At 49.3% G+C, this 24,140-nt stretch carries 19 protein-coding genes and 4 pseudogenes; 18 read left to right on the plus strand and 5 right to left on the minus strand.

The window, feature by feature from the left end:
* Positions 1–37: 37 nt before the first annotated feature.
* The 3 genes and pseudogenes from OGV38_RS22205 to OGV38_RS22215 form a co-directional block, all read right to left on the minus strand.
* Positions 38–1,245, minus strand: a protein-coding gene (locus tag OGV38_RS22205) for an IS3 family transposase (protein WP_117086587.1) whose coding sequence is annotated in 2 segments (ribosomal slippage) — positions 38–924 and positions 924–1,245 — 1,209 coding nt in all. Because the reading frame shifts where the segments join, the coding sequence is not laid out codon by codon here.
* Positions 1,246–1,331: 86 nt separating this feature from the next.
* Positions 1,332–2,093 (minus strand): annotated as a pseudogene (locus OGV38_RS22210) (bifunctional metallophosphatase/5'-nucleotidase); the annotation flags it as partial.
* A 110-nt stretch (positions 2,094–2,203) separates the two neighbouring features.
* Positions 2,204–2,962: an outer membrane protein OmpK gene (locus OGV38_RS22215; protein ID WP_047414475.1), complete on the minus strand. Its 759-nt coding sequence runs from the start codon at positions 2,960–2,962 to the stop codon at positions 2,204–2,206.
* A 572-nt stretch (positions 2,963–3,534) separates the two neighbouring features.
* Between OGV38_RS22215 and OGV38_RS22220 the strand changes: the two genes are divergently transcribed.
* The 9 genes and pseudogenes from OGV38_RS22220 (at position 3,535) to OGV38_RS22260 (ending at position 14,518) form a co-directional block, all read left to right on the plus strand.
* The gene (locus OGV38_RS22220) at positions 3,535–5,028 is read left to right on the plus strand and encodes a sulfatase family protein (RefSeq protein WP_080859392.1); all 1,494 of its coding nucleotides are present in this window, start codon (positions 3,535–3,537) and stop codon (positions 5,026–5,028) included.
* Positions 5,029–5,126: 98 nt separating this feature from the next.
* Positions 5,127–6,326, plus strand: coding sequence for an anaerobic sulfatase maturase (locus tag OGV38_RS22225; RefSeq protein ID WP_100250040.1), 1,200 nt, complete (start codon positions 5,127–5,129; stop codon positions 6,324–6,326).
* 24 nt (positions 6,327–6,350) lie between these two features.
* Positions 6,351–7,628, plus strand: coding sequence for an IS1/IS1595 family N-terminal zinc-binding domain-containing protein (locus OGV38_RS22230; protein WP_286475072.1), 1,278 nt, complete (start codon positions 6,351–6,353; stop codon positions 7,626–7,628).
* Positions 7,629–7,719: 91 nt separating this feature from the next.
* On the plus strand, positions 7,720–9,435 hold the full coding sequence (locus OGV38_RS22235; RefSeq protein WP_269518529.1) for an aryl-sulfate sulfotransferase: 1,716 nt from the start codon (positions 7,720–7,722) through the stop codon (positions 9,433–9,435).
* Positions 9,436–9,591: 156 nt separating this feature from the next.
* Positions 9,592–10,759, plus strand: a pseudogene (gene nhaA / locus OGV38_RS22240) (Na+/H+ antiporter NhaA).
* Positions 10,760–10,797: 38 nt separating this feature from the next.
* Positions 10,798–11,697, plus strand: coding sequence for a transcriptional activator NhaR (gene nhaR, locus OGV38_RS22245; RefSeq protein ID WP_016155652.1), 900 nt, complete (start codon positions 10,798–10,800; stop codon positions 11,695–11,697).
* A gap of 356 nt (positions 11,698–12,053) precedes the next feature.
* Positions 12,054–12,593: a hypothetical protein gene (locus tag OGV38_RS22250; protein ID WP_286475076.1), complete on the plus strand. Its 540-nt coding sequence runs from the start codon at positions 12,054–12,056 to the stop codon at positions 12,591–12,593.
* Positions 12,590–13,534 (plus strand): glycosyl hydrolase family 18 protein, encoded by a 945-nt coding sequence (locus OGV38_RS22255; protein WP_286475078.1) that lies wholly within the window; start codon positions 12,590–12,592, stop codon positions 13,532–13,534. The genes OGV38_RS22250 and OGV38_RS22255 overlap by 4 nt, the downstream gene beginning before the upstream one ends.
* A 273-nt stretch (positions 13,535–13,807) precedes the next feature.
* The gene (locus OGV38_RS22260; RefSeq protein ID WP_286475081.1) at positions 13,808–14,518 is read left to right on the plus strand and encodes a winged helix-turn-helix domain-containing protein; all 711 of its coding nucleotides are present in this window, start codon (positions 13,808–13,810) and stop codon (positions 14,516–14,518) included.
* A gap of 110 nt (positions 14,519–14,628) precedes the next feature.
* Here OGV38_RS22260 and OGV38_RS22265 read toward each other — a convergent pair.
* Together OGV38_RS22265 and rpsT are read right to left on the minus strand one after the other, a co-directional pair.
* Positions 14,629–14,969, minus strand: a pseudogene (locus OGV38_RS22265) (transposase domain-containing protein); the annotation flags it as partial.
* Positions 14,970–15,037: 68 nt separating this feature from the next.
* The gene (rpsT, locus tag OGV38_RS22270; protein WP_003018940.1) at positions 15,038–15,301 is read right to left on the minus strand and encodes a 30S ribosomal protein S20; all 264 of its coding nucleotides are present in this window, start codon (positions 15,299–15,301) and stop codon (positions 15,038–15,040) included.
* A gap of 105 nt (positions 15,302–15,406) precedes the next feature.
* On the opposite strand from rpsT, the pseudogene OGV38_RS22275 reads away from it, so the two are divergent.
* The 9 genes and pseudogenes from OGV38_RS22275 to OGV38_RS22315 all read left to right on the plus strand — a co-directional run bounded on the left by OGV38_RS22275 (position 15,407) and on the right by OGV38_RS22315 (position 23,855).
* Positions 15,407–15,622: pseudogene (locus OGV38_RS22275) on the plus strand (DUF2575 domain-containing protein).
* Positions 15,623–15,629: 7 nt separating this feature from the next.
* Entirely contained in the window at positions 15,630–16,568 is a 939-nt protein-coding gene (ribF, locus tag OGV38_RS22280) for a bifunctional riboflavin kinase/FAD synthetase (RefSeq protein WP_016155656.1), read from the plus strand.
* Positions 16,569–16,605: 37 nt separating this feature from the next.
* The gene (gene ileS / locus OGV38_RS22285; RefSeq protein ID WP_016155657.1) at positions 16,606–19,422 is read left to right on the plus strand and encodes an isoleucine--tRNA ligase; all 2,817 of its coding nucleotides are present in this window, start codon (positions 16,606–16,608) and stop codon (positions 19,420–19,422) included.
* Complete coding sequence (lspA, locus tag OGV38_RS22290; protein WP_003018932.1) at positions 19,422–19,919, plus strand: signal peptidase II; 498 nt, start codon at positions 19,422–19,424, stop codon at positions 19,917–19,919. Before ileS ends, lspA begins: the two co-directional genes overlap by 1 nt.
* 117 nt (positions 19,920–20,036) lie before the next feature.
* Complete coding sequence (fkpB, locus tag OGV38_RS22295; RefSeq protein WP_003018929.1) at positions 20,037–20,486, plus strand: FKBP-type peptidyl-prolyl cis-trans isomerase; 450 nt, start codon at positions 20,037–20,039, stop codon at positions 20,484–20,486.
* Between the two features lies 1 nt (position 20,487).
* Complete coding sequence (gene ispH, locus OGV38_RS22300; protein ID WP_016155658.1) at positions 20,488–21,438, plus strand: 4-hydroxy-3-methylbut-2-enyl diphosphate reductase; 951 nt, start codon at positions 20,488–20,490, stop codon at positions 21,436–21,438.
* A gap of 66 nt (positions 21,439–21,504) precedes the next feature.
* The gene (rihC, locus tag OGV38_RS22305) at positions 21,505–22,419 is read left to right on the plus strand and encodes a ribonucleoside hydrolase RihC (protein WP_016155659.1); all 915 of its coding nucleotides are present in this window, start codon (positions 21,505–21,507) and stop codon (positions 22,417–22,419) included.
* A gap of 97 nt (positions 22,420–22,516) precedes the next feature.
* Positions 22,517–23,080, plus strand: a complete 564-nt coding sequence (locus OGV38_RS22310; protein WP_286475084.1) for a glucose-6-phosphate isomerase family protein — start codon at positions 22,517–22,519, stop codon at positions 23,078–23,080.
* On the plus strand, positions 23,073–23,855 hold the full coding sequence (locus OGV38_RS22315) for a glucose-6-phosphate isomerase family protein (protein ID WP_047414458.1): 783 nt from the start codon (positions 23,073–23,075) through the stop codon (positions 23,853–23,855). Before OGV38_RS22310 ends, OGV38_RS22315 begins: the two co-directional genes overlap by 8 nt.
* Positions 23,856–24,140 lie beyond the last annotated feature (285 nt).

Below are 24,140 nucleotides of genomic sequence, written 5' to 3' on the forward strand. Positions count from 1 at the left end.
TGATCTTGACCCTCCATCTCCGAACAGCTTTTGTATCTTAAGTTAACGATGTCCGCTGCCGCCGGTATTCCCTCGGGGAGTGATATCCCAGCGCGCTGTGCGGGTGGTTTTCATTGTAATGCGTGAACGCTACTGCAAGGTTTCGCAGTGCTGTTCTCACATCCGGTTTTGGCATGAACGCGATATAGTCTTCTTTCATCGTTTTCACGAACCGTTCGGCCATGCCATTACTCTGCGGGCTGCTCACCGCTGTTGTGCAGGGCTCCAGATTCAGCTCTCTCGCGAACCTCCGCGTTTCATACGCGGTATACGCTGAACCGTTATCCGTCAGCCACTGCACCGCTGTGTCGGGCAACCTGTCGCCGAAGCGCTTTTCCACCGACCTCAGCATCACATCCTGCACGGTCGAACTGTCATAGCCTCCCGTGCTTGCTGCCCAGTCTATGGCCTCACGGTCGCAGCAGTCCAGCGCGAACGTTACCCGCAGTTTTTCGCCGTTGTCGCAGCCGAACTCGAAGCCATCTGAACACCAGCGCATATCGCTTTCTGCCACCGCTATCTTGCCCTTATGTTCACGCTTCGGTCGCTCTGGTTTGTGATGCAACAACAACAGGTTATGCTCACGCATTATCCTGTAAAGCCGTTTGGCATTCACAGGTAGCTGTCCCTCTGTGCGACGTTGCTTGCGCAGGATGCCCCACACGCGTCGATAACCATAACTCGGCATATCGCTGATAATGTTGAGGATAGCCGACAGTATTTCTGCGTCTGCTTCTTCATTACGCCGGTTACAGCGCCTGTCCTGCCAGTCGGCAGAACGGTTAATCCGCAGTGACAGTTGCGCACGCGACACGCCCATGGTCCGGCAGACCATGGCTATTCCCCGTCCTTTGGCAACAAGGGCGCGTGCGCTATCCATTTTCGCGACTGACCGTACTCCACGGCTTCTTTCAGGATCTCAACTTCCATCGTCTTCTTGCCCAGAAGGCGCTGAAGCTCCCGGACCTGCTTCAGAGCAGCAGTAAGCTCAGAAGCAGGAACGACTTCCTCTCCAGCCGCAACGGCGGTGAGGCTGCCTTCCTGATATTGCTTCTTCCACTTAAACAGCAGGCTGGGCTGGATACCATGCAGGCGGGCGACATGGGAGACATTCATACCCGGCTCCATCGTCTGCTGGATAATGGCGATCTTCTCCTGAGGAGTTTTACGTTTACGGACTTCTTGCCCTAACAGGATCCCGGTCATCTCAAAATTGGCGTTAGTGTTAGACATATATTCAAGCCTATCTCTTATCTGGAGATACAGCTACTGTCCGGTGTTTCAGGGGGCTACATCACGTTCAACCCGTAGCCTTCAAGCGTTTTAGCCATTTCAACGTCAGCTTTCAGCGCACGGGCAACGTCTTCATCACCACCGCTGGATTGACGACCCGGTACACCTTCATGCGCGAGCAGTACTGTCAGGTCAACTTTCCCTTTCAATTCTTCCAGTTGTTTCTTCACATACGGTACGGGATCCTGGCAGTCAACACCTTCACGGACGCCTGCGGCAATTGCTTCATAAAATGCCGAAACGCCGTGCATCCCAATAACACCAATTTTCAAACCATTTTTTTCGACGATGGTATAAGGTGTTTTAATTAATGGTTTATCACTATTGCTGTAAAACACGTTGTTGAGCAGTACCGGAAATTTAAGTTTACTCAGTTGTGTGACTAGATTTTCATGTCCATGGTCAAACTCATGATTTCCTACCGAAACGGCATCATAGGGCATGGTATTCAAAATATCGATAATGGCTTCACCTTTGGTTAAGGTGCTGATATAAGGGCCAGTAAAATAGTCACCTGCATCAAAGAAAAAAACATCTTTATCTTTTTCTTTGGCATCCTTAACTATTTTAGAGATAGGAGCAAATCCTCCTACCTCACGTGTCTTCGACACAGAAGGAATAATCCCTGGTGTAACGTGAGCATGCAAATCATTTGTGTAGTAAATGGTAATGTCTCTGGCATCTGCAGTAAAGGTTATAGCAGATGATAAACCAATACATAAAGACAAGAGGGACAGCGAGAATTTATTCTTCACATTCATATTCATATTCCATTTATTCGATATATTGACAATTACACCTCACCGCATCTGATATATCGGATGCAGAGTTTCAAACTGGGTTATTACTTTTTTATTTATTTTGATAGTAATCAGAACTCGAAGCCAATCATATAATTCATACGGTCACCATAATCTTTATAACCTAATTTATTATTAAAGTAACGATAGGATACCGATGCAGTCCAGCTAGGTATAAATTTCCATGTGAAAGTCACTGCGCCATTCAGACCAGTATGTCCACCTTGTTGCTCTGCATAGGCATCATTACGATCCATTTCAATTTCATTCCAGTTGGAAACAGCAAATTTTTCGTTAAACATTTCAAAATTATATGCCGCAACCCAACCAAGTACATATCCGTTAAGGCCAGTAGCCTGACCGTATTTTTTTGACGTATAGTCGTTGGATAAATTGTGTATAGCCACATAGGGTTTAATGAACCATGATTTTTCTACCAGACCAAGGTAGCCGACCCCATACATCATATTCAATTCATCACCAAACGTGTTCTCCATCGACATATAGAGTTTGGTCATCAACGTAAAATCAGAACCTTCTATCGGACGATAATGTCCGAGAAACTGAGTAACGTGGTTCCGTCCTTCGACTGGATGGTTGAGAACGTTCATTTCGTAAAATGAAGCAAATTCACCTCTGTCGAAAACGGCGCCAAAATCAGCCACCGCTTTCCACACTTCACCACGATCGACGTTTACGAAACCTTTATTCCAGTCACCATACCCGAGACTAATTTTCCCATATACGCGTTTTAGTTCAGCTGAATGACCATTAAAACAGGCTAAGATAAGGCATGCACCAAGTAGACTATTAATGTATTTTTTGTTCATGCTCAGCTCCGTGAGGTAAAGAAAATAATAAAGTGTAATGCTTTTGAAAAAAAGGAAGTCTATTGGTTGATGTTTTGTTTGTGAGTGATAGGTGTCGCAAAAATACCAGTGTTCGAATATTAATTTGAGAAAGTGTCGGGAGGTGTTGTTTTTTTTATGCTAACTTTATGTTTTTTTGAATATAAGGCGTGTTACCGGAGTAACGCGAATATTTTTTATCGATGCTTTTGATATTCTTTTTGTATGACTTATTCGCTATTAGCAACTTAGTGCCGAGAAAACAACATATGCTGACATTAACGAGATATAGAGAGGGTGAGGGATGTGTTTGGGATCTTCGTCACTTGTTATTGTGCAGTTTTTTAATAGAATTTTCTGGTAAGTTTATATAAATAAAAATGATATTTTAATTATTAATATAGCGCCTGCGAATGTATTTGTTTCTTTATTTTTTTCAATCACTCTTTATTGCATGCTGATGTAATAGTGAGTGCCAGAAATCAACCGAAAATATTAAGCCTTTTGGCAAGTTTATTGCGTAATTGGTGATGTGATAATTCAAAGGAGTTGAAATGAAAAGAACTGTTGTTGCCAGTATGATCGGTCTGGCCTTATGTGCCGGAAGCGTATCGTCAACCGCGCAGGCTGCTACGGATAAACGTCCTAACTTAGTCATCATTCTTGCTGACGATTTAGGCTATGGCGATCTCGCGACTTATGGCCATCAAATCGTCAAAACCCCTAATATCGACAAGCTGGCGCAGGAAGGGGTGAAATTTACCGACTACTATGCACCTGCGCCGCTGTGTTCTCCTTCTCGTGCTGGTTTATTAACGGGGCGTATGCCGTTTCGTACCGGGATACGCTCATGGATCCCTGAAGGGAAAGACGTCGCATTAGGACGCAATGAATTGACGATTGCCAATCTGCTGAAAGAGCAGGGCTACGACACGGCGATAATGGGCAAATTACACCTGAATGCCGGAGGAGATCGCACCGATCAGCCGCAAGCGAACGATATGGGATTCGATTACACCCTGGTGAATGCTGCCGGGTTCGTAACGGACTCAACTTTAGATACCGCAACAGAGCGCCCGCGTCATGGCATGGTACATCCAACCGGTTTTGTGCGTAATGGCAAGCCGATTGGTAGAGCAGAGACCTTCAGTGGAGAATTAGTAAGCTCTGAAGTTGTGAACTGGTTGGACAATAAGAAAGATGATAAGCCGTTTTTCTTATACGTCGCCTTCACAGAAGTTCATAGCCCACTGGCATCGCCGAAAAAGTATCTCGATATGTATTCACAAAACATGAGCGACTACCAGAAACAGCATCCGGATCTGTTCTACGGAGATTGGGCTGATAAACCGTGGCGCGGCACGGGAGAATATTACGCCAATATCAGCTATATGGATGCCCAGGTCGGTAAAGTAATGGACAAGATTAAGGCAATGGGTGAAGAAGATAACACCATTGTCATTTTTACCAGCGATAACGGACCGGTCACACGCGAGGCTCGTAAAGTGTATGAACTGAACCTGGCGGGCGAAACGGATGGGCTTCGCGGTCGTAAAGACAATTTGTGGGAAGGCGGCATCCGTGTTCCGGCAATCATCAAGTATGGTAAACATATTCCGCAGGGGATGGTAACGGATACGCCGGTTTATGGTCTCGACTGGATGCCGACGCTGGCAAATATGATGGATTTTAAACTGCCAACAGATCGTACCTACGATGGGCAGTCTCTGGTGCCATTACTGGAACAGAAAACATTAGCGCGTCAGAAGCCACTCATTTTTGGTATTGATATGCCATTCCAGGATGATCCAACGGATGAGTGGGCTATTCGCGATGGTGACTGGAAAATGATCATCAATCGCGAAAATAAACCTAAATACCTCTACAACCTGAAAAAAGATCGTTTTGAAACCCTTAATCAGATTGGCAAGCAGCCTGATATCGAAAAACAACTGTACGGTAAGTTCCTGAAGTACAAAAAGGATATTGATAACGATTCCTTAATGAAAGCCCGAGGTGAAAAACCGACGCCAGTAACCTGGGGTTAATCGGATAACAACAAAAAAATAGAGTATGCCACTTAGGGCTATGCCCGCCTGGCTCAGTATTTTTATGCTGAGCCGGGTTCTTTTATTTATGGACCTCCGTGATGCAAAGGAAAAGTTGTCAGGTAATGGTTAAGCCGACAGGATCAGTATGCAATCTGGACTGCAAATACTGTTTTTACCTGGAAAAAGAGAAGCTCTATCCAGACAGAAAAGCAAATTTCAAAATGTCAGATGAAATGCTTGAATTATTCATCAAGCAACACATTGCCGCACAGGATGTGGATGACGTCATTTTTGCATGGCAAGGTGGAGAACCGACTCTGATGGGGCGCGCGTTTTACCAGCGGGCGATTGAACTTCAGCAGCGTTACGCTGAGGGGAGAACCATAGTAAATACCTTTCAGACTAATGGCGTTTTGATCGACGAAGAATGGGCTGAGTTTTTCAAGAAGAATGATTTTCTGGTGGGGATTTCTGTTGACGGTGACGCCGCGCTACATGATGAATGGCGTGTTACTCGTTCGGGTAAACCGACACATGAGAAAGTGGAGCAGGCCATTAAACGCCTGGTACGTCACGGCGTTGAGTTTAATACGCTGACGGTGGTTAACCACACTAATATGTCTCATCCACTGCAGGTTTACCAATATCTGAAAAGCATTGGTAGCCAGTATATGCAGTTTATTCCATTAGTGGAGAGGCGTAGTGACAACAGCGATGCCGAGTTGGCTGCACCCTGTGATAAACAAACGAAAATGATGCCGTGGTCCGTTGACTCACTTGAATTCGGCCATTTTCTCAATGCTATTTTTGATATCTGGATCCGTGAGGATATTGGTAATATTGGCATACAGATATTTGAGCAGACGCTGGCTGCCTGGTGCGGATTACCTCCGCATGTGTGCGTGTTTTCTCCAACGTGCGGCAGTGCATTCGCAATGGAAATGAATGGTGATGTTTATAACTGCGATCACTTTGTCTATCCGCAGTACAAACTAGGGAATATTCAGCATACAACGGTGCGTGCGATGAACAATAGTGAGCAAAATCGGCAATTCGGCAATGATAAAAGCCGTACCATGGCGCAAGAATGTTACTCCTGTCAGTGGCGGTTTGCTTGCAATGGGGGATGTCCTAAACACCGATTTCTCCCCTCAGTCTCAGGAGTATCGAATCAGAACTTTTTATGTGCTGGTTATCAGTTGTTTTTTTCCCATACTGCACTAGCGATGGGGGCGATGAAAACGCTCTATGAAAATAATATTTCGCCAGCAGAGATAAAAACAATATTTGTGTGATAGTAATATTCGCAGGGAGTGAATATGTTTTCTCGAATCAATGTTGATGCCTGTAAAACACCTACTTGTAAAAATATGGGTATATTAAATAGTCCGGATTATTTAACCCAAGGGAAGGAGATTCTGTGTAGAGAATGTGGATTTTTGTTCCCCATCATTTCTGAGTACTCGCTCAATCTCTTCCGTCAGTCGGCAAACCAGGCCTGGAAGGGATTGATTAAAGCTTGTCCTGGCTGCGGTAGTTCATCACTGAAAAAATATGGATTTTCCGCTCAAAGAGAGGCGCGACTATACTGCCTTGAGTGCCACAAAACGTTCGTTTCCCCAGGAGAACATAAGGCAGATATCCGTCAGGAAAACCTTGCCAGACTTATCCAGGAAGGCGCTTCGTTGTCTGATATTAGAGCGACACTTTCATTAGACAGCACGGGTCTAAACCGTGCGCTACAAAAATTATCCCGCAAGGTAAATGAGGCTGAACGAGAGTTCGTTTTTCCTGCGTTTGATCTGGCGATGAGTACGTGCGCTTTTCGGGTTAAATTTAATGGCGGCGACAACAGTTTGTATGCTCTGGTTACGGCAGAAGAGGGCAGTGGCAGGGTTATCGCTGTGACAACTAATTATTCCACGCAGCCTGTCGAAAACGAATATCAGTACATTTCTGAATACGAGGAACGTCTGCCGCCTGGGACGTTAGCGCATCTTGTCCAACGCAAAGAACTCATGACGATGCGGCGAAATACCCTATTTGATATCGACTATGGTCCCGCCACGCTTTACAAAAACGATCCCGGGATGTTGGTAAAACCGGTTCTTCCCGCGTACCGGCATTTTGAGCTGGTCAAAGAGCTTACGGATGAGCACTCCCTCAATGTTCAGCACGACATCGATCATGAGTGTTTTATATTAGGAGGATGTATGATGGCTAATCTGCAATCTGTGCGGCAAGGTCGTTGTCATATATCATTTGTAAGAGAAATGGGGGTTTCACCTCCGGATAAAGACTTTCCTTATCGAGTGTTCCTTAGTGGCGGAATACGTAATAATGTCTGGCGAGCCTTCTCAACACGCGGTTACTCTAAAGCCGTATGTAACCTCACAGGAAATAAAAAAACGAGTATGCTACGCTACGCTACCTTAACGGGCAGCACTAAATTTATTCAGTTTTTGCATACGCATCCGTTTTTCTTTCAGCTTAGCCGCCTGTCTCCTGCCAATGTTACGGTCGTACTGAATTATTTAAAATTTGAATATAATAAAAATATAATGCGATTACGGAATGTTTTTATTGATATTAATTGATACTTTTTGATTACCTGATTGATACATCCCCAGTGTATTTATTTTGTTGTTCCGCTGTGGAACGATGAAATGAATAAATTGGACACGCATAATGAAAAAGATTATTTCCCCCGATATTAAGTTGCCTACACCTCGTCCCGCTGTTAATCAGGAGATTGACAGCAATAATGAGATGGTTCTCAGTCATACAGCTGTTTATCAAGATTGTCTGGCTCGGATCACTGATGAGAATACGTTGGAAAATGCGGTCATTGTTCTAAACCCTTATGGTACAGCCCCTTTAAGTGCATATGCCGGTGTTTGGAGTGCTGAAGAACGTACTGTAACGCTGAAAATTCAGGATCTGGCGCAAAGCGCGATACAAGTCGTGCAAGATTTTACGTTGAATGTGGGGGCGAATCTGTTGCCTGTACTTGGCCTAGTGGCAGATGTCGATAACCAACTGGCTATTTTGGTTGATGAAGTCGTTATCGCCACTTATACGATAGCAACCCAACCTTTACCTGCAACGGATTCTGCAGATGTGCAGTTAGGGTTTCCTGTTATCAATGTGACTCAACCAGTGACTGACGCCGACCTGATTGCTCCGGGCTGCTATTTCATTACGCATTTCGACCGCTATAACTATGCTCTGGATCAGGATGGTGTGGTGCGTTGGTACGCGACACAGGACTTCCCGTCATTCAATTTGGTGCGCATTGATAACGGTCATTTCTTGGCTACATCAGAAGCTAAAAACACCTACCTTGAGATGTATGAGTTCGACATGATGGGACGGCTGTATACTTTTTATATTCTGGATAACCAATTCCACCACTCAATTTGGCAATGGGACAGTAATACCATCGTCGCGCCTTCCGAATATACCTCGGGCAGACCAGATTCACTGAAGACTAATGAAGATGGCGTCTCAGTTGTGGATTTATCTACCGGGCTGGAAATTGCCTATTACGACATGGCCGCTATTCTTGATACCTCACGTACAGCGAGACCAACGGGGACGGCACCTGGTGAAGATCCGACCGCTCAGGACTGGCTGCATATCAACCAAAGCTATGTTAATGAAACGAATAGTTTGCTGATCGCTTCAGGTCGTCATCAGAGCGCTGTTTTTGGCATCAGCCTCGAGACTGAATCGCTGCAGTTTATTATGTCCACGCATGAAGATTGGAGCGAGGAGTATAAGCCTTACCTTCTGACTCCGGTCGACAGTGATGGTGTCCCTCTTTATGACTTCAGCAATCAGGATGATGTGGATGCGGCAAACCGTGATTTTTGGTCGTGGGGACAACACAATGTGACTGAAGTGGCTAATGACGAACCAGGAATGGTCGAATTTATGGTATTCGACAATGGTAACTATCGCTCTCGTGTTGATAGTAAAAGCCTGCTTCCACCAGATAATTACAGCCGGGTTGTACACTTTATCGTTGATTTGAACGCAATGACGGTAATGCGCCCTTTTGAATACGGTAAGGAGTTGGGAGCTCGCGGTTATAGTAGTTGTGTAAGCGCCAAAGAGGTGTTGCAGAATGGCAACATCGTTGTGCATTTCGGCGATTGCACATTTGACGAAAATGGCCGAGCTATCTCTTGCCAGCCGGGGGATAGCGACATTATTGACCCGCAGGAAGGAAATGAAGCATTGGGGAATTTGCTTCTGCAAGAAATTGAACCGGTAACCAAGTCGGTGCTTTTTGAGGCGACAATGACCTCTGGTTACTATAAAAACGAGGAAGTGAATGGCGTAGGCTATCGCTATGACATCACCAGTTTCCGCGTTTATAAAATGGGACTGTATGCCTGATTAGGTCTCAGTGTTTTGCGCTCTATGCCCGACATCTGTTCGGGCTTTTTTGTTCGTAAAAACCGATCTATTCATCATGAATAATCTAATTTTAACGAGCTTTCTGAAGGTGTAAGATAGTATTTACGAAGTATTCACCCAATAGAGAGAATAAAAGTGAAACATCTGCATCGTTTTTTTAGTAGTGACGCCTCCGGGGGGCATCATTCTGATCATCGCTGCCGTGGTTGCTATGCTGATGGCAAATATCGGGGTTACCAGTGGATGGTACCACGCCTTTCTGGAAACGCCCGTTCAACTGCGGGTTGGCGCGCTTGAGATCAACAAAAATATGCTGCTGTGGATCAATGACGCGTTGATGGCGGTGTTCTTCCTGTTGATCGGTTTGGAAGTGAAGCGCGAGTTAATGCAAGGTTCGCTGGCCAGTCTGCGCCAGGCGGCGTTTCCGATCATTGCCGCTATCGGGGGCATGATTGTCCCGGCGCTGCTGTATCTGGCATTCAACTATGCTGACCCTATCACCCGTGAGGGTTGGGCGATCCCGGCGGCAACGGATATCGCTTTTGCATTAGGCGTGCTGGCGCTGTTGGGCAGCCGTGTCCCACTGGCGTTGAAAATCTTCCTGATGGCGCTGGCGATAATCGATGACCTCGGCGCTATTGTGATCATCGCGTTGTTCTACACCAGCGATCTCTCGCTGCTGTCGCTGGGCGTTGCCGCGTGCGCGATCCTTGTCCTGGCAGCATTGAATCTGTGCGGTGTAAGACGTACCGGTATTTATATTCTGGTTGGTGTAGTGCTGTGGACGGCCGTACTGAAGTCTGGCGTGCATGCAACTCTGGCGGGTGTGATCGTCGGTTTCTTCATTCCGTTGAAGGAAAAACACGGGCGTTCACCGGCGAAGCGTCTGGAGCATGTTCTGCACCCGTGGGTGGCATATCTGATCCTACCGTTGTTTGCCTTCGCTAACGCGGGTGTCTCACTGCAGGGCGTCACCATTGATGGACTGACCTCGGTGTTACCGCTGGGGATCATTGCTGGCCTGTTAATCGGGAAACCACTGGGTATAAGCCTCTTTTGCTGGCTGGCGTTACGCTTCAGGGTGGCGCAATTGCCGGAGGGAACGAATTTCCAGCAAATTATGGCGGTCGGCATTCTGTGCGGCATTGGCTTTACGATGTCGATTTTCATCGCCAGCCTGGCGTTTGGGACCGTCGATCCTGAGCTGATTAACTGGGCGAAACTGGGGATCCTGATCGGTTCTTTGCTGTCGGCGGTAATAGGTTACTGCTGGTTACGTACCCGGTTGAACGCAGCAGCCTGACGGGATAACCCTTTCGTGACAATTTTCAGGGAGAGAGTATGTCTCATATAAACTACAACCACCTGTACTACTTTTGGCATGTCTATAAAGAAGGATCGGTGGTTGGTGCAGCAGAGGCGCTTTATCTGACACCGCAGACCATTACCGGGCAGATTAAAGCGCTTGAGGAACGCTTACAGGGAAAGTTGTTCAAGCGGAAGGGGCGTGGACTGGAGCCCAGCGAATTAGGCGAATTGGTTTTTCGTTATGCGGATAAGATGTTCACGCTAAGCCAGGAAATGCTGGATATCGTGAACTACCGCAAAGAGTCGAATTTACTGTTCGATGTCGGCGTGGCGGATGCGTTGTCCAAACAGCTGGTCAGCAGCGTGCTGAATGCCGCAGTCGTTGAAGATGAACAAATCCATCTGCGTTGTTTTGAATCAACGCACGAGATGCTGCTTGATCAGCTCAGCCAGCATAAACTGGATATGATTATCTCCGACTGCCCGATCGATTCTACGCAGCAGGAAGGGTTGTTCTCAGTGCGGATTGGCGAATGCAGCGTGAGCTTTTGGTGCACCCAGCCATTGCCTGAGAAACCATTTCCGGCCTGCCTCGAAGAGCGTCGATTGCTGATCCCTGGGCGCCGTTCGATGCTCGGGCGTAAGCTGCTGAACTGGATTAACTCCCAAGGGCTGAACGTTGAAATCCTTGGTGAGTTTGATGACGCCGCGCTGATGAAAGCGTTCGGCGCAACGCATAATGCTATTTTTGTTGCGCCTACGCTTTATTCCCACAATTTCTATGCCGATGATTCAATTGTTGAAATTGGACGCGTAGAGAATGTGATGGAGGAGTATCACGCCATATTTGCGGAAAGAATGATCCAGCATCCAGCGGTGCAGCGTATTTGCAATACTGATTACTCGGCACTATTTATTTCTGCGGGTAAATAATCAAGGCGCACTCGTCATACTTCATATTGTGGGGGGGGGGTTACTCGGCCAGTCGGTACACTGCACCCTGCCACCTTGTGGCAGGGTCACTGGTGAGTGCTGAGCAAAGTGGATGCACCGACGCAAAAGATGTAGCAAATCAAACAGAAAGAGATTTTCTGAGACCCTCCAGCCCGCTTCTTACCCTATCTCATAACCTGTTTTATACAGAAAATGAGATCTCATCAAATCGATATCTCATGGTTTCAAAGCGTTTGTGATTAGCACCCCTCGCATAATGGGAGCATTACATAGGTGTCCCACCGGACGGATGGGACACACTATTTCTTCTATGACTCATTAACGAGGTAAGCATTATGACTAACAGCAAACTGGTACAAAATGATTCGCTCAGTACAAAAGAGTACGAGCAGAACGGATTTGTGGCGGCCACGGAAACCAATGAGTTTAGCTATACATCGGCGCGTGTTGCGAAGGTAGCCTATAACGAGTACAAGCCCAACGAGTTTAAAGTGTCCGGTTACTGGACTGACTGGTCGCAATATGACGGCCGTCTCGATGGTGATTTCGCGCCTTCCAGCTGTGGGCGCGGCGTTGACCTGGCGTTATTAGACCCCTTTGCTTACGATAAAATTACGCTGGGTTTCTGCGGGATTGTCGGCGATACCGGCGAGAAAGCGACGACCATCAACAATGCCGCAGTCGACTTCCAGCGTACGCAATGGCAACCCACTTTTGTCGATGCGTGGGGAGATGTTGCCTCCTATCGCAACTGCGGCTTTGCGGGCTGGGTAAGCAATGATTACATGGCGCTTTTCCATCAGTACGATGCACAGGGCGTTCTGGGGGGTTACGCGATGTACAGAAAAAGAACCCGAATCTCCATCTTTCAATGAGTATCGGCGGCTGGACCATGAGCCAGGCGTTCCACTTTATGGCTAAAGATCCACATAAACGCGCGCTATTCTGCGACGGCCTGACCGATCTGTTCACCCGATTCCCGATGTTTAGCGAAATCGATCTGGATTGGGAATATCCGGGGGCACCGGGAAATACCGGTAATACCTACGATGATACTGATGCACCAAATTTTGCTGCCTTGATTAAGGATGTGAAAGCCGCGCTGAATAAAATCAATCGCAGTGATGTGAAAATTAGCGTTGCCGCGGCTGGTGACATCGAGAAACTGAAAAAAGCCAATATTCCAGCGCTCATTGATGCGGGGGTCTGGGGCATTAATTTAATGACCTACGACTTCTTTGGTACGCCGTGGGCTACCGAGCTGGCGCATCATACCAATCTCTACCCGAATGGCAGCGCGAATAACTGGAGCGTAGAGACCGCCGTTAATTATCTGGAGTCGATTGGGGTGCCGCTTAAACAGGTCTTTATCGGTTATGCCGGTTATAGCCGTAATGCTCATGATGCGACGATCCAGAGCGTATCTCCGCTGAAAGGAACTTACACGCCAGGATACGGCACGACGGTCGGAACATTTGAATCCGGCTCAACGGAATGGTACGACCATATCGCAAATTATCTTGATCTGGAAAACCAGACCGGTCGCAATAATTTTATTGTTTACACCGATGAAGTGGCGGATGCGGATTTCCTGTATAACCCACAGTCTAAAGTCTTTATGTCGCTGGATACCCCGCGCACCGTGAAGGCCAAAGCCGAGTACGTAAAATCCCGCGGCCTGGGTGGCCTGTTTACCTGGACGGCGGATTTGGATCGCGGTCCGCTGGTGAATGCGGCTCGCGAAGGGCTGGGCTGCGAAATGACGCGGCAAACTGTTGATATGAGACCGTTCTATTTTAAAGGTATTACGAAGTAAGCGCTCATGTCCCCCTGTAAAGGGGGACATTTTCGGCTGTCTCAATCGTGTAAAAAACATAGATAAGTAAATAAATATTGTGTATCAGGTGAATTATTATTTTGGATTGAATAAGTAAATTTATATTACATTTTATGACATTGCCTTCTTATTTTTAGATTTTTTTATGGTTTTTTACATCAGGTTTGACAATTCTCTCAGTTAGATGATTATTTTTGGTACTAAAATAACGCATCTCAATAGTTAATGGATTTTCAAATGGTTACATCATTCATGATTGGAAATGATTTATTGTTTGATACAAGTGAAATGGTTCTTCATCATCTTAAGGATGGGGAAAGTATTCATTTATCCGGCGTGAAAGGTCGCTGTTTGAAGTGTCTCATCTCACATACCCAACAAGATATAACGACAAAAAAGCAAATTTGCGATGAGGTATGGGGACAATTTGGTTTATTCGCCAGCGATAGTACGTTATTGCAGACGATTTATGCCTTGCGGCGGGATTTGCGGGATATAGAGATGACGGATTTAATCGTTACCCATCCCCGACTGGGCTACCAGATCAATCCGGCCTATAGCGTTACACCGGTTGCTGAATTAGGCGCTGAAAAAAATGAACCTGCTGCCACTGAGGTATTTTCCTGTCCTTCTGACACTGATATTCTCAGTGCCCATTATGAAATTCAGAAAAAAACCGAAGGCAAAAAAACAGACGTTGCCGTTAATCTCTCCCTGCATAAGGCGAGGGTTATTTTAGCGTTCCTGACATTTGTATTGACTACAGTATTAGTACTCCTGACAGTGTTTTTCTACAGGGAAGAGTTACGTCTTCATAATGGCGGAAAAAATTTGTATTTAAATCCTGAAACGGGAAAAGATAGTCATGGACAAAAAGGATTTATCCTATGCCAGTGCAATAAGTACGATACAAGCGAAAATTGCAAAAATCATGAATATATATGTAAAAAAGTGACTTCATGATATTTTTCGTTACGTAATGCAACTTAAGTTTATTATGCGTTTGGTGGATAAGGCGAGAGCGTCATCTTGCCACCGAAAAGCTCGGTTAACCGTCGTTCGGCAAGATGATGCGTCCAGTGATGAGCCGGTTAGATGAAATAATGCCTCAAGTGGTGCATCACAGAATTTCCAGCAGGTCTGATTAATAGAGTTGGCAGCCAGAGAGCCATCCAGAACAAGCTCGAGTTTTGTCACCGCATCGGTGATGTAGAGATCATAATGAAGCCCATTCCGATAATTAACCAGATAACGAGTTCCGCGGAGAGTTTATGCTTTCTGATACTGGCTTTATCTGTGGAGCGAAGGACCTGAGACATTCAGGAGGTATTGAGTGCCGAAAAGAGGAAAGAGATTCGGGTTCAGCCCAGGTTGTATCGCATAGCGACAGGTTGAAAGTATGAAAAAGCCCCATCAAAAATGATGGGGCTTATTGTGCTACGCTTGCGCGGGTTTTTTCACAAAGCGACAACAAGCAGGCGATTAAGCCAGTTTGTTGATCTGTGCAGTCAGGTTTGCTTTATGACGTGCAGCTTTGTTTTTGTGGATCAGACCTTTAGCAGCCTGACGGTCCACGATCGGTTGCATTTCGTTAAATGCTTTCAGTGCAGTAGCTTTGTCGCCAGCTTCGATAGCTGCGTATACTTTCTTGATGAAAGTACGCATCATAGAGCGACGGCTAGCGTTGTGCTTGCGGGCCTTTTCAGACTGAACGGCGCGCTTCTTAGCTGATTTGATATTAGCCAAGGTCCAACTCCCAAATGTGTTCTATATGGACAATTCAAAGGCCGAGGAATATGCCCTTTTAGCCTTCTTTTGTCAATGGATTTGTGCAAATAAGCGCCGTTTAAATTGCAGCACTCGTTGCGTAGTGATGGCGCAGGATTCTACCAGCTTGCGGGGCGTGAATACAGCCTTTCCACGAGAAAAATTGCATTGGTGTGCCCGTGAAGGGCGTCAATTTGTTTCATAACGATGAAAACCATCCTCTTTCTGTTTCGTAGAAACAATCGCCGGTTAACGTTGAACGCGGTACAGGGTATACTTTCACGATTTTCACTGTTTTGAGCCAGACATGAAGCTGATACGAGGCATACATAATCTCAGTCAGGCCCCGCATGGGTGTGTGCTGACTATTGGTAATTTCGACGGCGTGCACCGTGGCCATCGTGCGTTGCTGCAGGGCTTACGGGAAGAAGGGCGCAAACGCAATTTACCGGTGATGGTGATGATTTTCGAGCCGCAGCCGTTGGAGCTGTTTGCGACGGACAAGTCACCTGCGCGCCTCACCCGCCTGCGGGAAAAACTGCGTTATCTGGCGGAGTGCGGCGTTGATTACGTGCTGTGCGTGCGTTTTGACAGGCGCTTCGCGGCATTAACGGCGCAGACCTTTATCAGCGATCTGCTGGTGAAGCGCCTTGGTGTACAATTTCTTGCCGTTGGTGATGATTTCCGCTTTGGCGCTAGCCGTGCGGGCGATTTCTTGTTATTACAGGAAGCGGGCGCTGAGTATGGTTTTGATATCACCAGCACCCAAACCTTCTGTGAAGGCGGTGTGCGCATCAGCAGCACCGCGGTACGTCAGGCGCTGGCGGAAGATAACCTGCAACTGGCTGAAAGCCTGCTTGGGCATCCTTTTACTATCTCAGGACGCGTAGTTCACGGTGACGAGTTAGGGCGCACTATCGGTTTTCCGACGGCAAACTTACCGCTTCGTCGCCAGGTTTCTCCGGTGAAAGGGGTTTATGCGGTTGAAGTAATGGGGCTGGGTGACAAACCTTTCCCCGGCGTCGCCAACATCGGCACACGCCCGACGGTAGCAGGCGTACGCCAACAGTTGGAAGTGCATCTATTGGACGTTGTAATGGACCTGTATGGTCGCCATATAGATGTAGTACTGCGTAAAAAAATACGCAGCGAACAGCGATTTGCCTCGCTGGATGAACTAAAAGCGCAGATTGCGCGTGATGAGTTGACTGCCCGTGAATTTTTTGGGCTAACAAAACCGGCTTAATGCCTATACGAGTTTTAAATACGGAACCGAGAATCTGATGAGTGACTATAAATCAACCCTGAATTTGCCGGAAACAGGGTTCCCGATGCGCGGCGATCTCGCCAAGCGTGAACCGGGAATGCTGGCGCGTTGGACTGATGATGACCTGTACGGCATCATTCGTGCGGCCAAAAAAGGCAAAAAAACCTTCATTCTGCATGATGGCCCTCCTTATGCGAATGGCAGCATTCATATTGGTCACTCGGTTAACAAGATTCTGAAAGACATTATCGTGAAGTCCAAAGGACTCACGGGATTCGACTCGCCTTACGTTCCGGGCTGGGACTGCCACGGTCTGCCTATCGAGCTGAAAGTAGAGCAGGAATACGGCAAGCCGGGCGAGAAGTTCACCGCCGCTGAGTTCCGCGCCAAATGCCGTGAATACGCAGCGACGCAGGTTGACGGTCAGCGTAAAGACTTTATCCGTCTTGGCGTGCTGGGCGACTGGTCGCATCCGTACCTGACCATGGACTTCAAAACTGAAGCCAACATCATTCGTGCGCTGGGTAAAATCATCGGTAACGGTCACCTGCACAAAGGTGCGAAGCCGGTGCACTGGTGCGTTGATTGCCGTTCCGCGCTGGCGGAAGCGGAAGTTGAGTATTATGACAAAACCTCCCCGTCCATCGACGTTGCGTTCCACGCCGCCGATCAGGACGCGGTAAAAGCGAAATTTGGCGTTTCTGACGTCAATGGCCCGATCTCACTGGTTATCTGGACTACCACCCCGTGGACGTTACCGGCGAACCGCGCAATCTCTCTGGCGCCTGATTTTGACTATGCGCTGGTGCAGATTGACGGGCAGGCTGTGATTCTGGCGAAGGATCTGGTTGAAAGCGTCATGCAGCGTATTGGTGCGGCTGAATACACTATTCTGGGCACCGTAAAAGGCGCCGAGCTGGAACTGCTGCGCTTTACCCATCCGTTTATGGGCTTTGACGTGCCGGCTATTCTTGGCGATCACGTTACGCTGGATGCGGGTACCGGTGCGGTCCATACCGCCGGCGGCCACGGTCCGGATGACTACGTCATTAGCCAGAAATACGGTCTGGAAATCGCTAACCCGGTTGGCCCGGACGGCGCATATCTGGCGGGTACCTATCCGGATCTGGACGGTGTGAACGTCTTTAAAGCCAACGACAAAATCGTTGCGCTTCTGAGCGATAAAGGCGCTCTGCTGCACGTTGAGAAGATGCAGCACAGCTACCCGTGCTGCTGGCGCCACAAATCGCCGATCATCTTCCGTGCGACTCCGCAGTGGTTCGTCAGCATGGATCAGAAAGGTCTGCGTGCGCAGTCGCTAAAAGAGATCAAAGGCGTGCAATGGATCCCGGATTGGGGTCAGGCACGTATTGAATCGATGGTTGCCAACCGTCCTGACTGGTGTATCTCCCGTCAGCGTACGTGGGGTGTGCCGATGTCTCTGTTTGTTCACAAAGACACCGAAGAGCTGCATCCGCGTGCTATCGAATTGATGGAAGAAGTGGCCAAACGCGTTGAAGTTGACGGCATCCAGGCGTGGTGGGATCTCGATCCGAAAGATATCCTCGGCGATGAAGCTGACCAGTATGTCAAAGTCCCGGATACGCTGGACGTGTGGTTCGACTCCGGTTCAACCCACTCATCCGTTGTGGACGTGCGTCCTGAGTTTGCAGGCCATGCGGCAGATATGTATCTGGAAGGTTCTGACCAGCACCGCGGCTGGTTCATGTCTTCTCTGATGATCTCCACTGCAATGAAGGGCAAAGCGCCATACCGTCAGGTACTGACCCACGGTTTCACCGTTGATGGTCAGGGTCGTAAAATGTCCAAGTCTATCGGTAACACCGTAAGCCCGCAGGACGTAATGAACAAACTGGGCGCGGATATTCTGCGTCTGTGGGTCGCTTCTACCGACTATACCGGCGAAATGGCCGTTTCTGACGAAATCCTGAAACGTGCTGCCGACAGCTATCGTCGTATCCGTAACACCGCGCGCTTCCTGCTGGCGAACCTGAATGGGTTCGATCCGGTAAAAGATATGGTGAAACCGGAAGAGATGGTGGTGCTGGATCGCTGGGCGGTAGGTTGTGCGCAAGCGGCGCAGGAAGAGATCCTGAAAGCTTATGAAGCCTATGACTTCCACGAAGTAGTACAGCGCCTGATGCGCTTCTGCTCTGTAGAAATGGGTTCGTTCTACCTCGACATCATCAAAGACCGTCAGTACACCGCGAAAGCGGACAGCGTGGCGCGTCGTAGTTGCCAGACTGCGCTGTTCCATATTGCAGAAGCGCTGGTACGCTGGATGGCGCCGATCATGTCCTTCACCGCTGATGAAATCTGGGGTTACCTGCCGGGCGATCGTGAGAAGTACGTCTTTACCGGTGAATGGTACGAAGGTCTGTTTGGCTTAGGCGAAACCGAAGCGATGAATGACGCCTACTGGGACGAGTTGCTGAAAGTGCGCGGCGAAGTGAACAAGGTCATCGAGCAGGCGCGTGCGGATAAGAAAGTCGGTGGTTCGCTGGAAGCGGCGGTTACTCTGTACGCTGAACCAGAACTGGCGGCGAAACTGACCGCGCTGGGCGAAGAGTTGCGCTTTGTTTTGCTGACCTCCGGTGCGACGGTTGCGGATTATGCAGCGGCTCCTGCTGATGCTCAGCAGAGCGAACTGCTCAAAGGTCTGAAAATCGTACTGAGCAAAGCCGAAGGTGAGAAATGTCCGCGCTGCTGGCATTACACTACCGATGTCGGCCAGGTGGCGGAACATGCAGATATCTGCGGACGCTGTGTCAGCAACATCGCCGGTGATGGCGAACAACGTAAGTTTGCCTGATGAGTAAGCCTCTTTGTTCAACAGGACTACGCTGGCTGTGGCTGGTGGTAGTCGTGCTGATTATCGATTTAGGCAGCAAATACCTGATCCTCCAGAACTTTGCTCTGGGGGATACGGTGTCGCTGTTCCCGTCGCTTAATCTGCACTACGCGCGTAACTATGGCGCGGCGTTTAGCTTCTTAGCCGACAGCGGTGGCTGGCAACGTTGGTTCTTTGCCGGTATCGCCATTGGTATCTGCGTTATCCTGATGGTGATGATGTATCGCTCGAAGGCGACGCAGAAGCTGAACAACATCGCGTATGCGTTAATCATTGGCGGTGCGCTGGGCAACCTGTTCGACCGCCTGTGGCACGGCTTCGTGGTTGATATGATTGACTTTTACGTCGGTGACTGGCATTTCGCGACATTCAATCTTGCCGATACGGCGATCTGTATCGGTGCGGCATTGATTGTCCTCGAAGGCTTCTTACCGTCGAAAGAGAAAAAAGCCGCATAAAAAAATGCCGGATGGCGCTATGCTAATCCGGCTTACAATATACTGCGATTCTTGTGGGCCCGGTAAGCGTAGCGCTATCGGGCAAACAGGCGGCAGCAATTTTAAAGAGCAACCTGCATGTCTAAATCAGTACAGAGTAACAGTGCGGTGCTGGTGCACTTCACCCTTAAGCTCGACGATGGCTCCACCGCAGAGTCAACCCGCAATAACGGCAAGCCTGCGCTGTTTCGCCTGGGCGACGGTTCTCTGTCTGAAGGACTGGAACAACACCTGCTGGGGTTAAAAGAAGGTGATAAAACCACTTTTGCTCTGGAGCCGGATGCCGCCTTCGGCGTGTCCAGCCCGGACTTAATTCAGTATTTCTCGCGTCGGGAATTTATGGACGCGGGCGAGCCAGAAATTGGCGCTATCATGCTCTTTACCGCAATGGACGGCAGTGAGATGCCTGGTGTGATCCGCGAAATCAATGGTGACTCGATCACGGTTGATTTCAACCATCCTCTGGCCGGGCATACCGTTCATTTTGATATTGAAGTGCTGGAAGTCGAACCGGCACTGGAGGCGTAAAATGCAGATCCTGTTGGCCAACCCGCGCGGTTTTTGCGCTGGCGTAGACCGCGCTATCAGCATTGTGGAAAACGCGCTGGCTATTTACGGCGCACCGATTTATGTCCGTCATGAAGTGGTGCATAACCGCTATGTGGTGGATAGCCTGCGCGAGCGCGGCGCTATTTTTATTGAGCAAATCAGCGAAGTACCGGATGGCGCGATCCTGATTTTCTCCGCTCATGGCGTGTCTCAGGCGGTGCGTAACGAAGCCAAAGGCCGCGACCTCACGGTTTTTGATGCGACCTGCCCGCTGGTAACGAAAGTGCATATGGAAGTTGCCCGCGCCAGCCGTCGCGGTGAAGAATCAATTTTAATTGGTCACGCCGGGCATCCGGAAGTTGAAGGCACGATGGGCCAGTACAGTAACCCGCAGGGGGGAATGTATCTGGTCGAATCACCTGAAGATGTGCTGAAACTGAATGTAAAAAATGAAGGCAAATTGTCCTTCATGACGCAGACTACTCTCTCCGTTGATGACACCTCTGACGTCATTGACGCGTTGCGAAGCCGTTTCCCGAAAATTGTCGGGCCGCGCAAAGACGATATCTGTTATGCCACGACCAACCGTCAGGAAGCGGTCCGTGCGCTGGCGGAGCAGGCCGATGTTGTGCTGGTGGTCGGCTCGAAAAACTCTTCTAACTCCAACCGTCTGGCTGAACTGGCCCAACGAATGGGGAAAGCGGCGTATCTGATTGACGATGCGACCGATATCCAGGAAGCGTGGGTGAAAGAAGCCAGGTGCGTGGGCGTGACGGCCGGTGCCTCGGCGCCTGATATCCTGGTGCAAAACGTGATTGCTCGCCTGCAGGAGCTTGGCGGTGGGGAAGCTATTCCGCTGGCAGGGCGTGAAGAAAACATCGTTTTCGAAGTACCGAAAGAGCTGCGTGTGGATGTTCGTGAAGTAGAGTAAGTCTTTCCGGTTACGATTATGAGAAGATGCCAGACTTAACGTCTGGCATTTTTTTATGGAGAAACCATGCGCTTACCGATCATTCTTGATACCGATCCCGGCATTGATGATGCTGCCGCTATTGCCGCCGCGCTGTTTGCCCCTGAGCTGGATCTGCAACTGATGACCACGGTAGCAGGTAATGTGTCGGTGGAAAAAACCACCCGTAATGCATTGCAACTGCTGCACTTCTGGAATGCGGATATTCCACTGGCGCAGGGGGCATCGATGCCGCTGGTGAGACCGCTGCGAGATGCCGCTTCCGTACACGGTGAATCAGGTATGGAAGGGTATGAATTTGTCGAACACGACCGCCAGGTGATGGCAAAACCCGCCTTCCAGGCCATTCGCGATGCGTTGATGCATGCCCCGCAGCCTGTGACGCTGGTGGCAATTGGCCCCCTGACCAACATTGCGCTGCTGCTGACTCATTATCCTGAATGCATATTCAACATTCACCGTCTGGTGATTATGGGCGGTTCTGCCGGGCGCGGGAACTTCACGCCAAACGCCGAGTTTAATATTGCTATTGATCCCGAGGCCGCCGCAAAAGTCTTCCAGAGCGGGCTGGAGATTGTGATGTGTGGGCTGGATGTCACTAATCAGGCCATGCTCACCCCTGACTATCTGGCGACGTTGCCGCAGCTTAACCAGACGGGAAAAATGCTGCACGCGCTGTTTAGCCATTACCGTAGCGGCAGTATGAATACGGGGCTACGAATGCACGACCTGTGCGCTATTGCCTGGCTGGTGCGCCCGGAACTGTTTACCCTGCAGCCGTGCTTCGTGGCGGTTGAAACCCAGGGGGAATATACCTCGGGTACGACGGTGGTGGACATTGAAGGACGTTTAGGGCATCCGGCAAATGCCCAGGTCGCGCTGGGGCTGGACGTTGAGGGGTTCCAGCAGTGGGTGGCAGAGGTACTGACGCTGGCACCTTGAGGCTGTGATCCGGCCCGCAATATGCAGATAGCGATAGCAGGTTAATCGATTAATCTGCTAATCTGATCCTGTTGTTCTCCTCGGGCCGGAGACACATATGAACCTTTCTTTTATCCAGCCACCGCAGGTGGCGTGGGCAAGCGGCGCTTTAGCTGATGGCCTGTTATTGCGTAAATCCACCCGTATTGAGGATCTTCCAGACGTTTTTGCCGATGAACACGCCCGTCAACAGCTGACTGGCGAGCAGGTCGTGTATGACGTTGAGATGCTGGATACGTCTCCCGCTGAAGGTGAACTCTACACCGGCGTTACCCATCTTTACCCTGGCCGGGTCGGCTGTGAGTATTTTATGACCCGCGGGCATTTCCATGCGCGCCGCGAACAGGGGGAAGTCTATTTTGGTCTGCGTGGCACCGGTTTGCTGCTGTTGCAAACTGAGCAGGGCGACGCGAGGCTGGAAAAAGTATTCGCGGGATCTGTCCACATTATCCCCGGCTTTACCGCGCATCGGTTAATCAACACCGGGAAAGGGGTTCTGTCGGCGCTCGCCGTATGGCCAGGGATTGCGGGTCATGATTATGCAGCGCTCGCCAGCGGCTTCAGAATAAGGGTCTTTGAGGAAAATAAGACGGTTCAGGCGAAGGAGGTACAGAATGGGTGACTTAGCGCATTCTTACGGCCTGGATATGACGGTCCATCATCACCCGCTTGGTTTTAGCTATGGGGATGAGGTTACCGGGCCGATGCCGGAGATTCGTCAACTCGACCAGATTCGCGCCTCGCTGCGCGATCCGCACTGTGAAGGGCCGCAAGAAGTGTATGCCATAGCGATGGATGTGGCGCGAATGCAGGATCGCGAAGAGTTGAAAAAGCGGATGCTGTTGTTTGGCGTGGTGACCTATGCGGCGGGACGGCTGGGGGAAGAGCCGGTGCGTAGTCAGGGACATATTCATCGTATTAGTCAGCACAGCGGCTGGTCTCCGCCGGAGCTTTATGAAATCTGGCAGGGAAAAGCGATCATTTATATGCAGGAATATGTTGAGGACGACCCAGGCCGCTGTTTTGCTGTAATTGCCGGACCCGGTGAGAAAGTGCTGGTACCACCCGGTTGGGGGCATGCGACTATATCCGCAGACCCGGATGTACCGTTAACCTTTGGCGCGTGGTGCGATCGTGAATATGGTTTTGAGTACGACGCCGTGCGTGCGCATAAAGGACTGGCATGGTATCCGCTGCTGCAGGGCAACAACGTTATCTGGCAGCATAATCCGCGTTACATCCCTGGACGACTGCAGGCCGTTACGCCCAGACAATATACGGAATTCTCGATTACCTCCGCACCTGTTTATCAGCAATTCATCGAGGACCCGGCACGTTTCCAATTTATCTCACGCCCGGACAAGCACCCCGAGCTATGGCAAAACTTTCATCCATAAAAAAACCGGGGCATAGCCCTAATGCTTGTCAGTTAACGATGATGAGTGGCCCTACGGAGGTAATGAATCTGTTGCCTCCGGCGTATTGCTACGTTCACCTTAGTGATATCACTTCTCTGAGACAATACGAGCTGCGAACGTGTTAAGGGTACTATCGCCGTACCCTTAACAATCCCGGCTCCCGGCGGGAAAATTGCCGCTCCGCGGTCCCCTCCGTTTATTCCTCCAGGCTACCGGGCCGGGCGCGAGGTAGCGTCCCTGCAAAACGCGCCCTGAACCCGCATC

The sequence above is a fragment of the Citrobacter sp. Cb080 genome (assembly GCF_030334745.1).
Classification (GTDB): Bacteria; Pseudomonadota; Gammaproteobacteria; order Enterobacterales; family Enterobacteriaceae; genus Citrobacter; species Citrobacter braakii.

What these genes read in the sequence shown, in the direction of transcription:
- OGV38_RS22260 (WP_286475081.1), top strand. Translation starts at nt 13,808, where the DNA reads ATGATTGGAAATGATTTATTGTTTGATACAAGTGAAATGGTTCTTCAT.
- lspA (WP_003018932.1), top strand. Translation starts at nt 19,422, where the DNA reads ATGAGTAAGCCTCTTTGTTCAACAGGACTACGCTGGCTGTGGCTGGTG.
- ileS (WP_016155657.1), top strand. Translation starts at nt 16,606, where the DNA reads ATGAGTGACTATAAATCAACCCTGAATTTGCCGGAAACAGGGTTCCCG.
- OGV38_RS22250 (WP_286475076.1), top strand. Translation starts at nt 12,054, where the DNA reads ATGACTAACAGCAAACTGGTACAAAATGATTCGCTCAGTACAAAAGAG.
- OGV38_RS22310 (WP_286475084.1), top strand. Translation starts at nt 22,517, where the DNA reads ATGAACCTTTCTTTTATCCAGCCACCGCAGGTGGCGTGGGCAAGCGGC.
- ispH (WP_016155658.1), top strand. Translation starts at nt 20,488, where the DNA reads ATGCAGATCCTGTTGGCCAACCCGCGCGGTTTTTGCGCTGGCGTAGAC.
- OGV38_RS22235 (WP_269518529.1), top strand. Translation starts at nt 7,720, where the DNA reads ATGAAAAAGATTATTTCCCCCGATATTAAGTTGCCTACACCTCGTCCC.
- fkpB (WP_003018929.1), top strand. Translation starts at nt 20,037, where the DNA reads ATGTCTAAATCAGTACAGAGTAACAGTGCGGTGCTGGTGCACTTCACC.
- OGV38_RS22215 (WP_047414475.1), bottom strand. Translation starts at nt 2,962, where the DNA reads ATGAACAAAAAATACATTAATAGTCTACTTGGTGCATGCCTTATCTTA.
- OGV38_RS22220 (WP_080859392.1), top strand. Translation starts at nt 3,535, where the DNA reads ATGAAAAGAACTGTTGTTGCCAGTATGATCGGTCTGGCCTTATGTGCC.
- nhaR (WP_016155652.1), top strand. Translation starts at nt 10,798, where the DNA reads ATGTCTCATATAAACTACAACCACCTGTACTACTTTTGGCATGTCTAT.
- OGV38_RS22230 (WP_286475072.1), top strand. Translation starts at nt 6,351, where the DNA reads ATGTTTTCTCGAATCAATGTTGATGCCTGTAAAACACCTACTTGTAAA.
- ribF (WP_016155656.1), top strand. Translation starts at nt 15,630, where the DNA reads ATGAAGCTGATACGAGGCATACATAATCTCAGTCAGGCCCCGCATGGG.
- OGV38_RS22255 (WP_286475078.1), top strand. Translation starts at nt 12,590, where the DNA reads ATGAGTATCGGCGGCTGGACCATGAGCCAGGCGTTCCACTTTATGGCT.
- OGV38_RS22315 (WP_047414458.1), top strand. Translation starts at nt 23,073, where the DNA reads ATGGGTGACTTAGCGCATTCTTACGGCCTGGATATGACGGTCCATCAT.
- rihC (WP_016155659.1), top strand. Translation starts at nt 21,505, where the DNA reads ATGCGCTTACCGATCATTCTTGATACCGATCCCGGCATTGATGATGCT.